Consider the following 9,826-nt stretch of genomic DNA (forward strand, 5'->3'; position numbering starts at 1 on the left):
GGACCCGATGCCCGCAGTCATCCGCCCCGCGACTCCAGAGGACCTTCCGGCACTGGCCGCCGCGCTGGCACCGCTTCCCCTCTTCAAGGCCTATGGCCTGGAGGCCCCGGCCCTGGCGGCTCGCTTCAAGGGGGCGCTGGAGCGGGGCGAGGGCCTGCTCATGGCCACCGACGAGAGCGGCCCGGTGGGGGTCTGCTGGTTCCTCACCCGGGGCACCTTCGGAACGGGGGCCTACCTGCGGACGCTCGCCATCCGGGAGGATCGGCATGGCTCGGGCCTCGGTGCGCAACTGCTCGCCGCGTACGAGGCCGGGTGTGGAGAGCCGTCCGGGGGCTACTTCCTGCTCACCTCGGACTTCAACGAGGGCGCGCAGCGCTTCTACCAGCGGCACGGGTACCGTCAGGTGGGCCAGCTCCCGGGCTTCGCCGTCCCGGGTGTCACCGAGCTCGTCTTCTGGAAGCCGCGCGTCAGGGGATGACTTCCGCCACCGCGGGAAGCTCGGGCGCCTCCGAGGGCTGGCACGTGGGCCACGTGTGGTCCTCGAGCAGCGTGCCCACGGTGACGAGCTCGAAGCCGCGCTTGCGCAGCCCCTTGATGATGTCCGGCAGCGCCGCCGCGGTGGCGAAGCGCTTGTGGTTCATGTGCAGCACCACGATGCCGCCAGGGCTCGCCTTGCGCACCACCCAGTCCGTCAGCCGCTTCGCGGGAATGGTGGTGTCCGGGTCTCCCGAGGGCAAGTCGTAGTTGAGGGTGACGAGCGACGCCTGGGACGCGAGCCAGGCGACACGCCGGTCCACCTCGCCGAAGGGCGGGCGGAAGTACTTGGGGATGCGGCCCGTCAGGTCATAGACGACCCGCTGCGTGCGCTGCAGCTCCTCCAGCACCTTCTGGTCATCCTTCACCTGGGGCATGTGCGGATGGGAGAAGGTGTGGTTGCCGAACTCGAAGCCCGGGTACTGCGCGAGCTCCTCGATGCGCCCCGGGTTGGCCAGCGCCCACCCGCCGCCGATGAAGAGGGTGGCCGGCGTCCCCGTTTCCACCAGGGTGCGGATGACGCGCTCGTCGTACTCGTTGTGGCGCGTGGAGCAGGCGTCGAAGGTGAGCGCCACCCGCATCCGGTTGCGGCTCCCGTTCGTCACGATGGGCGCCGTCATGCAGGCGGTGGGCTCCGGTGGGGCGGGGGCCTTCTTCTCCTCGCGAGGCGCCTCGGGCTCCTCGGGGGGAGTCCAGAGACAGGCGCTCGTGGCGAGCGCCACCAGCGTCAGCAAGGAATGCACGGGAGACCAACGGGCCATGGTGCGACGCGCTCCTGTCATCCGCCCGCGGGCGGAGGGAACGGTGCAGGTATAGCGCGGATGGCTGCCGGCTTGTTGGGTGTGCAACGAGCAGTGCACCCCTGTGACGGGCCGTGTGGCACCCGTGGCGGAGGTTTACGGAGTCCTCGAATTCGGATGCCTCCAGCGGACCGCCGAGGGCCCTTGACGCGCGGGCCGGAGCACGCTCGACGGGGGCTCAGGGCCGCCCGTTGGCGAACAGCGTCAGGCTGAGCGACAGGTCCTGGTGCACGTTGCCCAGACCCGGGATGTAGCCCTGCTCGCCGAAGGTGCACAGGCCCAGCAGGGGGACTCCCGGCAGCAGCCGCGAGAATGTCCGCAGGCCCTCGTCCACGCGAGGCCCCAGTGCGCCCGCGCACCCGGCGCAGAAGATGAGCGCCGCGCCCTTCACGTCCCGCGTGGTCAGGTTGCCCTGTGCCAGCGCCAGGTCGATGAGGTGGGCCACCTCGTTCACCAGTCCCTCGGCGGTACCCGTCATCAGACACACCTCGTCCCGTGGCTCGATGCGGGCGAAGACGTCCACCGAGCCCCGGTCCGCGTGGACGTGGGCCGGGTGCACCGTCACGTAGTGGTCCCGTTGGCTCACCCCGCGGCGGACGGCGATGGGCCGCAGCGCCGTCTGGGCCAGGATGTTGCCGCCCGAGCGCACCTGGTCGTCGATGGCGCCTTCCATCCAGCGCCCCAGCACCTGGGCGGCGGGCTGGCCATCCAGCGTCAGCAGGGTGCGGCCCTCGGCCGCCGTGGCCCGGGCCATGGTCCCCGTGGGGGTATAGGGCGTGCACAGCGCCGTTCCCACCCGCACCTCGCCAAAGAGGCCCAGGAGCGACACGCCCGTGGGGACCGGGCCCTCGTGCGTGAAGACACTCCACTGTCCGGCGATGGCATGGTCCGCGGCGCTGCCTCCCTGACACGGCACGTCCGGGCACACGCTCGCGATGCCCTCCAGCATGCTCTCCTCCGCACCGGGGGAGGCGTTGAAGAGGATCATCCTCGGCATCCTGCCCCCCGCCTCGCGCACCAGCTCCCGCGCCGCGGCTTCTCCGGCGCGCCGTCCGTCCGCCTCGGTGGAGGCGGCCACGAAGGCCGTCCCCGGTGCGCCGCCCACCAGCATCACCGCCACCGCCCCGTGGCCCTCGTTGCGGACACCGGCCGCCGTGAGCACGCCCAACGACGTGGTCACCCCATGCAACGGGACTCCGGCCAGCGCCTCCCGGAAGGCGGTGTGGACGCGGGACGCCTCGTAGTCCACCGTCGCGGTGATGTAGGCCGCCTGGGCGGTGGCACCTCCGAGCTGGGCTCGCGCCTGCTCCACCGCGGCCTGGACGGCCTTCTCCACATCCACGGCGTCTCCGACTCCGACTCCGATCGAGACCGTCATCTTCATGCCTCCGAGAGGAGCTGCTGGAGCTCACTCAGCTCCTGGGCCGACAACAATTGGGGCAATGCCTGCTCCAGCCGCCGCAGGGCGTCTGGTGGGTCCGGATCATTCGGACCGATGCTGCGGACGTTTACTCCGCTCATCATGATGAGGCGCGCGACACCGAAGCCGAGCTTGCGCTTTTCAACGTAGGCGGTGATCCGGCTGATCCTGTTGGCCATGGGGTTCGCGGGCGCTCACCGGGAGCGGACGGCAATCTCCGTGAGCTCCTCGTCCGTGAGGGGCAGGGGGTTGGCCTTCATGCTACTGGCGGCCTTGGCCCGGGTGACGAGCCGTGGCACGTCGGCCTCCGTGAGGCCGTAACGTCCGAGTCCCGGCACGCCCAGGGCCTGGCACAGCTCCTTCACCCAGGAAATGCCCTCCTCGGCCCGGGCATCCGCGCGCCCGGTGAGGAGCCTGGCCACCTCCTGGAAGCGGGGGAGCGCCGGGTGCGACGGAGCACGGGCGCGCAGCGCGCGCAGGTTCACCTCCAGCGTGGCGGGGAGCAGCGCCGCGCACACCGCACCGTGTGGTGCCTCGAACATGCCTCCCACCGGGGCGGCGAAGCCATGCACCGCACCCAGGCCCGCGTTGGCCAGGCACAGGCCTCCGAAGAGGCTCGCGAGCGCCAGGTCCTCCCGCGCCGCCGCGTCGGGGCCCTCCAACACCGCGCGGCGCAGCGAGCGCGCCGAGCGGACCATCCCCTCGCGCGCCAGGGCATCGGTGAGCGGGTTGGCCCGGGCCGAGAGGAAGGGCTCGAGGAGCTGGGAGAGGGCGTCCAGGCCGCTGGAAGCGAGAACCGCGGGGGGCGCGCCCGTCAGCAACTCCGGGTCCACGAGGGCCAGCCGCGGCAGCATGAGCGGGCCGCGGAGACTCGCCTTCACCTGGGCGTCCTTCACGCCCAGCACCGCGTTGCGCGTCACCTCGGAGCCGGTGCCCGCGGTGGTGGGGATGGCCACCAGGGGAAGCGAGGGCCTCGTCAGCGCCTGTCCCCGGCCCACCACTTCCAGGTAGTCGAGCGGGTCTCCTCCGTTGGCGGCCAGCGCGGCGATGGCCTTGCCCGCGTCCAGGGCGCTGCCTCCGCCAAACGCCACCACCGCGTCGCACCGTGCGGCGAGCGCGGTGGCGGTTCCCTCGCGCACCCGTTCCACGGTGGGTTCGCCCTCCACCGTGAATGTTTCACTGGAGAGGCCGAGCCGGCCAAGCCCCTCGCGCAGCGGCCCGGCGCGCGAGGGGTCCCGGCCCGTGACGAGCAGCACCTTGTGCCCACCCAGGGCCTTCACCGCCTCGGGAAGCTCGGCCAGGCGGCCCGCTCCGAAGACGATGCGCGTGGCGGTGGCGAATTCGAAGCCCGTCATCGCCATGTCACCACCCCGCGTCCTCGGGGAAGCAGTTGACGTACTTCCGGGAGGTGCGCGGCTCGGCCATCATGGGCGCCACGGTGTCCCGCCACTTCAAGTAGTGGCCCGTCTCCTTGTGGGCGGCGGGTGCTTGGGGCGTCTCGTAGGCCTCGACGAGCACGAAGCGGGTCGGGTCCTCGGTGTCCTGGACGACATCGAAGCGGGCGATGCCGGGCTCCTTCACGCTCTCCCGCGCGTTGGCCAGGGTGGCCTCACGGAAGGCCTCGACCGCCTCGGGCTTGACGTGGACGTGCACATGGACGACCAGCAGGCTGTTGGGCATGGGCCCAGGATACCCGGGAGACTCCCTCGTGAGTGGGATTCCCCGGGCGAGGTGTCGAACCTTGGGCGTTCGATTCGCCCACCGTCGTACATGGGGCAGGCGGTGTCGCTCAGCCCACTGCGCGCACGGGCGGCATGAGGCCATCCATGAGCGCTTCCATGAGCCGCTCCATCTCCTCCAGCGGCACGCCCTGGATGGTGAGGAAGGTCTTGCCGCCCTTGATGTTCGTCTTGAACTGCACGCGGGCGCTCTGGGCGAAGTGCCGCGAGAGGCTCTCCCGCATGAACTCGACGCGGGCCGCGTCCGTGGCGGGCATGGTGGCCCGGGACGGCTGGCGCTTGCCCTTCACGGCCCGCTTCAGCTCTTCCATGGTGCACTCGGCGAAAGGCTTCCGCACCACGCGCCCGTCTTCCAGCGGGACGTCGATGGGCGTGGCCCCCGGGTCACCGCTCGTGGGCTGGATGTCGGCCGCCGACGCGTAGGTGCGCAGGGTGGTCAGGTTCATGACGCCGTACTTCTTGCACGCCTCCTCGGTGAACTCCCGCGCCACCGCGCCGTAACGGCTCAGCGTCGACTGCGAGAGCGCCTTGATGTGCTGGCTGAAGAACTGCTGGGCGCTCTCGTACTTGTTCTTCTCGGCCAGCTTGTTGTCCACGGTGTAGTTGTAGAGATGGCCGATGTTGTAGAGACCGGCGTTGCCCTGCTCCAGGTAGCCGAGGATGGAGTCCCGCACCTGCTCGAGCGTCAGCTCGGGCAGGGTGTTGCTTCCGTTCGTCTGTTTCATGACTGCTCCCCCCAATGTGGTGGAGCCGCGAGAGTGCGGCGCTGCGGTATCCAGCAACGCGCGGGCCAGGATTCAGACATGTGTATTCGCCCGTTTACGTGCCTGGTCGTCGTAAGGGAGTCCCGACACTCGGAGTTCACATCCGAGATGCGAGACACCTGCGGCTTTCTCCATCCGCTTGTCGCCGACGACAAGTGAAACGGGGAGGGAGCATTCCGCTTGTCGCCGACGACAAGTGAAATGGGCTGGGGTGGAACCAGCGTTGGTTTCGGCCGGGAACGATGGCGCGGCTCGGCATCCATGGGTTTCACCCGGGCCAGCATGAGGCTCGCGCCCCCCTATCGGCAGGAGGCGCGAGGTTCAAGCGCTGGCTCTACCGGGACGCACAATAGCCGAAGCTGGTGCTCTCCCCAGGGGCCAGCTCGTCGTTCCAGTACAGACCGCTGAAGGTGGTCTGGGAGCCCGAGTGGGTGAAGACGGAACTCCAGGCGTGGTTGAATCTGCCCTCGATGTCGATGGTCACTTGCCAGACGAGCGGGGCCGTCCCGGAGTTGGTCACCCTGACGTTGTGGCAGTAACCGCTCCCCCAGTCATCCTGGACGGACACGGAGATCTGGGCGTTGCCGGAAGTGGGAGGCAGGCCACCACCGCCACCGCCACCGCCACCATCCCCTCCGCCGCCCGGAGCCGGGTCGGACGGGCCCGTGGACTCGCCCACGCGCTGGGTGAAGCGCGGCAGCTGCGTCAGCGAGATGAGCAGCTCCGGGATGCTCAGCTGCTGCTTGCGGAAGCTCTCCGTGAGCTGGCCGGCGGCGCAGGAGTCGTTCTCCCCGGAGACGCCGTAGCCGAAGCGCAGCCACTGCATCGAGAAGCAGGAGTGCACGTCCGGGCTCTCCGCCAGCTTCTCCTGGAGCCCATCCACGCCGGTGAAGGTTCCGTTGGTGGCCGCCGAGGAGAGCACCTCACCGCTCGCATCCACCGGCTGTCCGTTCGGAAGCCGGGGCACGAAACGGCCGACGCTGTCGAACTGCTCGAAGCCGAAACCGATGGGGTCCATCAACTGGTGGCAGGACGAGCAGGCCGCGCTGGTGGAGTGTTCCTGGAAGCGCTGCCGGTTGGGCAGACCCTCGCTCACCGGAGACAGCTGGACGCTGAGACCCGGGGGCGGGGGCGGCAGTGGCTGGCACAGCAGGCGCTCACGGACGAGCTTGCCGCGGCGGATGGGCGAGGAGGTCTGCGGCGTGGCCTGGCTGGCCAGGATGCTGCCGTGGGTGAGGATGCCGCCGCGGCCCGAGCTCTTCAGCTCCCACATGCGCAGGCCGCTGGCGGGGGTGGACGAGGTGCTCACCGGGCCCGACGGCAGGCGGTAGAAGGAGGCGAGCGCGTCCGTGGCGAACGTGTAGTCGGAGGTGAAGAGCTCCGGGAGCCGGCCGCTGCTGTCGCGGACGACATAGTCGAACAGCTCCGTCGTCTCGGCCACCATGGCCGTGCGGATGGTCTGGCTGAAGTCCGCGAAGGTGGCGTCCTTCTGCGCCTGGTTGATGTGTCCCAGGTCCAGCCACTGGCTCACGAAGTGGTCGAGCATGGGCCGGCTCCGCGCAGACGCCAACATCCGGCGCGCCTCGGCGGGCAGCAGCTCCGGCTTGCCGCTCAGGGTGCCCGCCTTCGCCTTGGCGAAGAGCTCCTCGTCCGGCATGGAGCCCCAGAAGAGGTAGGACAGCTCCGAGGCCACCTCGTAGTCGCTCAACTGGTACCGCCCGTCACCGATGTGCTCTCCCAGCTCCGTGCGGTAGAGGAAGTTGGGGGACTGGAGCATGGCGGTGATGATGGCCTTGATGCCCTCGGTGTACCCGTTCGTCCCTTCCTCGGCCGCCACGGTCGTGTAGAGCGACTGGTAGCGGCTCTTCTCCGCGTCCGTCAGTGGGCGGCGGAAGGCCCGCAGGCCGAAGTCCTGGATGAACTGCTTCGCGCACTCCTCTCCCGGAGCGCACGAGACATGCCGGGACAGATTCGTCACCGCCTGCGTGGCGGCTTCCTCGGAGGCGGCGAGGAGCTTGTCCGTCAGCAGCTGGCCCACCGTGCGCTCGTCCGCGCTGTTGTCGAAGCCGTGCACCACCTCTTCCGCGGGCAGGGACTGGCCCCACTGCGAGTCGAGGTAGAGCAGATCGCGCAGCGTGTTGTCGTACTCGAAGCGGGTGAGCATGCGCAGCCGGCGTCTGGCGTTGGGGTCCGCCTTGCCCGGCTCACACGCCACCACCGCGGAGCCTTCGCAGGCCCCGGCAACGCCGTTGACGCGGTCCGCGAAGCGCTGGAGGTTGTCGTAGCGCGTGGTGTGCTGTTCCACGACGGTGCCGCCCCCGTGCCCGTTCGGGTGCAGGCCCGAGGGCTTGAGCAGGAGCAGGGGTTGGCCGTTGACCATCTCGCGCGCCATCCCGCGCATCGTCATGAAGTTGGCCTCCAGCGCCCCGGGCTCTCCAGGGGGCAGCAACACCATGCGTGTGTTCGCCGCCATCCCATTGGACTTGTGGCAGGCCACGCACTGCACGGACACCACCGGCTCCCACACGCGGGTGCGGAAGTACTCCAGGTCATCCGGGCAGCCGGAGTCGGTGGTGCAGGCGGAGAGAAGGGTCGCTGAGAAAAAGAGGGCGCCAAGGGCAGAAAGCTGCCGGGAGGGAAGCATGTGTGTGCCTCCTGATCGCGAGGGAACTGTCAGAGGGAAGGGGCGGCTGTCAGACGAGCCCGTCGAGCAGGCCGTTGGAGCGGTTGGAATCGCCGAAGGTGTCGAGCGGAGCGCCCATGGCGTGACAGATCGAGGTGAGCAGCTTCTGGTGCGGGACGCCGCTGTAACGCAGGTAGCGCCCGAAGCGGAAAGGAGTCTGCGCGCCCCCGGCGACGATGAAGGGCACCGAGCGGCAGTCGTGCATGCGGCTGTCGCCGAGCTCCTTGGCCCACACCACCAGGGTGGAGTCGAGCAGGGTGCCCTCGCCCTCCAGGTTCGGGCGGTCCTTGAGGGACTGCAGGAGGTAGGCGAACTGCTGGGCGAACCACCGCTCGCACTTGACGAGCTCCGCGAGCCCCGAGGTGTTGGAGTCGTCCTTGTGCGACAGCTCGTGGTGGGCCTCGCCGACTCCCAGCCAGGTGAACACCTGGGGCGCGACGGTGTGGGACATCTGGAGGGAGGCCACGCGCGTCATGCCGCAGGTGAGCGCGCTCACCAGCAGGTCCATCTGGGCCTTGCCCACGGCGGGGAAGTTGGCGTTGGCCTTGGCGTCCATGGAGATGGGCGCCGTGGCGGAGGGGCACCCGGGCAGGGCCACGGGCTCGGTCAGCCCCTTCTCCGTCTGGCGCAGCGCCTCCAGGTGCTGCTCCAGCTTGCGCTTCTCCTCCGCGCCCACCCGCTGCGACAGATCATTCAGCTCGCCGCGCACCAGGTCCAGCATGCTCTTGCGGCGCCGCAGTTGCTTGTCGGCGGTGCCCGTGTCACCTCCGAGCGCGCCGAAGAGGCGCTGGAAGGCGCTGCGCGGGTTGTCCTCGGGGGAGACGAAGACGCCGGGGGCCGAGTAGGACATGCGCGTGGAGCGCGACGCGCCCCACAGGCTCGTCTGCACCCCGAACTCCAGGGAGCGGAAGCGCGAGCCCTCGCCCATCTTGCTGGCCACGTACTGGTCGACGGACATGCCCCCGGAGGCACTCTGCGCCGTGCCTCCTCCGGTGAGCATGTTGGCCATGCCCGCGTCGTGGTTGTCCACGTCCACGAAGTTGAGGCCCTCGCACACCAGCAGGTTGGCGAGGTGCTCGTTGAGCGGCTCCAGCATGCTGCCGGCGGGGAACGTGAAGGACGTCTCCGTTCCGCTCGGCCGCCAGTAGCGGTGCACCGTGCCATTGGGGGTGAAGAAGACGATGAGCCGTTTGGCCGTGAGCGTCGCCGCGTGGGCCTCACCGCCGAGGAACCGCAGCAGGGGGGACGCCAGCAGCGAGGCACCCAACCCGGCTGTGAACTGCCTTCGCCCGATCCGAATCATGCTCGTCTACTCCGTTCCCGTGGTCCGGCTCGGTGGTCCGCGCCGTGCTGACCGGCGGCAATGACTGACTGTGACTTGGGGGGGAGACTCTGCGTGTTGTGGCTTCCCGCCGCAATGACAAATCGACCCGCGCCCCTCGGCTTCGGTCACTATCTGAATCCTGTCTGGGTAGAGGAGGGTGGAGGTAAACCCTTATGCGCCCACGCCTACGCGGTAATCCACAATTATCTGGAGGAAGAAGGAAAAGTCGAGGCTTTGTGAGAGGAGGCCGCGTACTTTCATGGAAAGGCTTGCAAGTTTTCATTGAGCGGCGAAATGCGTTTCGCGTGGACGCCAAATTCCTGTCTGGATTCAATGTGTGGCCCTCCGTGGAGCACACTGTGGGTGGCCGAGCGTGTGTAAGGCTTTGGCTCTCCACCCCCGCGGGTGTGCCGGGGGGTGTGCCCGGGTGCGGTGTCCGTCGCCGGCCCGCTCCCCTCCTTGCCCGGGGGGCCAGCGCCGTCCGGGTGGCCGCGGGACGCGCTTGGCCCTCGCCTTGACATACGCTGAAGGTGCATGATTTGCGTGGAGTTCGAACCCGAAG

9 protein-coding genes are annotated in these 9,826 nt (G+C 69.3%); 1 reads left to right on the forward strand and 8 read right to left on the reverse strand.

Features of this window, described 5'->3' with window-relative positions; all coding sequences use genetic code 11:
• Window positions 1-7 precede the first annotated feature (7 nt).
• Complete coding sequence (locus Q664_RS52290; RefSeq protein ID WP_052518316.1) at window positions 8-478, forward strand: GNAT family N-acetyltransferase; 471 nt, start codon at window positions 8-10, stop codon at window positions 476-478.
• Here Q664_RS52290 and Q664_RS18380 read toward each other — a convergent pair.
• From Q664_RS18380 to Q664_RS18415, 8 genes are all read right to left on the reverse strand, one after another.
• On the reverse strand, window positions 468-1,295 hold the full coding sequence (locus Q664_RS18380) for a polysaccharide deacetylase family protein (RefSeq protein ID WP_043396918.1): 828 nt from the start codon (window positions 1,293-1,295) through the stop codon (window positions 468-470). The two genes, Q664_RS52290 and Q664_RS18380, sit on opposite strands and share 11 nt — an antisense overlap.
• 217 nt (window positions 1,296-1,512) lie before the next feature.
• Entirely contained in the window at window positions 1,513-2,712 is a 1,200-nt protein-coding gene (locus tag Q664_RS18385; RefSeq protein ID WP_043396920.1) for an FIST signal transduction protein, read from the reverse strand.
• A gap of 2 nt (window positions 2,713-2,714) precedes the next feature.
• Complete coding sequence (locus Q664_RS18390) at window positions 2,715-2,933, reverse strand: hypothetical protein (protein ID WP_043396923.1); 219 nt, start codon at window positions 2,931-2,933, stop codon at window positions 2,715-2,717.
• Window positions 2,934-2,948: 15 nt separating this feature from the next.
• The gene (locus Q664_RS18395; RefSeq protein WP_043396926.1) at window positions 2,949-4,115 is read right to left on the reverse strand and encodes an iron-containing alcohol dehydrogenase; all 1,167 of its coding nucleotides are present in this window, start codon (window positions 4,113-4,115) and stop codon (window positions 2,949-2,951) included.
• Window position 4,116: 1 nt separating this feature from the next.
• On the reverse strand, window positions 4,117-4,434 hold the full coding sequence (locus Q664_RS18400; RefSeq protein WP_043396929.1) for an antibiotic biosynthesis monooxygenase: 318 nt from the start codon (window positions 4,432-4,434) through the stop codon (window positions 4,117-4,119).
• Window positions 4,435-4,543: 109 nt separating this feature from the next.
• A complete protein-coding gene (locus tag Q664_RS18405; RefSeq protein WP_043396931.1) occupies window positions 4,544-5,218 on the reverse strand; it encodes a hypothetical protein in 675 nt (224 codons plus the stop codon).
• A 373-nt stretch (window positions 5,219-5,591) separates the two neighbouring features.
• Window positions 5,592-7,901: a DUF1592 domain-containing protein gene (locus Q664_RS52295; protein WP_052518317.1), complete on the reverse strand. Its 2,310-nt coding sequence runs from the start codon at window positions 7,899-7,901 to the stop codon at window positions 5,592-5,594.
• Between the two features lie 49 nt (window positions 7,902-7,950).
• The gene (locus tag Q664_RS18415) at window positions 7,951-9,243 is read right to left on the reverse strand and encodes a DUF1552 domain-containing protein (protein ID WP_043396934.1); all 1,293 of its coding nucleotides are present in this window, start codon (window positions 9,241-9,243) and stop codon (window positions 7,951-7,953) included.
• Between the last annotated feature and the right edge of the window lie 583 nt (window positions 9,244-9,826).

It is taken from the genome of Archangium violaceum Cb vi76 (genome assembly GCF_000733295.1).
Taxonomy (GTDB): domain Bacteria; phylum Myxococcota; class Myxococcia; order Myxococcales; family Myxococcaceae; genus Archangium; species Archangium violaceum.

Coding starts and splice junctions, on each gene's coding strand:
- Q664_RS52290 (WP_052518316.1), top strand. CDS start 8: ATGCCCGCAGTCATCCGCCCCGCGACTCCAGAGGACCTTCCGGCACTG.
- Q664_RS18380 (WP_043396918.1), bottom strand. CDS start 1,295: ATGGCCCGTTGGTCTCCCGTGCATTCCTTGCTGACGCTGGTGGCGCTC.
- Q664_RS18385 (WP_043396920.1), bottom strand. CDS start 2,712: ATGACGGTCTCGATCGGAGTCGGAGTCGGAGACGCCGTGGATGTGGAG.
- Q664_RS18390 (WP_043396923.1), bottom strand. CDS start 2,933: ATGGCCAACAGGATCAGCCGGATCACCGCCTACGTTGAAAAGCGCAAG.
- Q664_RS18395 (WP_043396926.1), bottom strand. CDS start 4,115: ATGGCGATGACGGGCTTCGAATTCGCCACCGCCACGCGCATCGTCTTC.
- Q664_RS18400 (WP_043396929.1), bottom strand. CDS start 4,434: ATGCCCAACAGCCTGCTGGTCGTCCATGTGCACGTCCACGTCAAGCCC.
- Q664_RS18405 (WP_043396931.1), bottom strand. CDS start 5,218: ATGAAACAGACGAACGGAAGCAACACCCTGCCCGAGCTGACGCTCGAG.
- Q664_RS52295 (WP_052518317.1), bottom strand. CDS start 7,901: ATGCTTCCCTCCCGGCAGCTTTCTGCCCTTGGCGCCCTCTTTTTCTCA.
- Q664_RS18415 (WP_043396934.1), bottom strand. CDS start 9,243: ATGATTCGGATCGGGCGAAGGCAGTTCACAGCCGGGTTGGGTGCCTCG.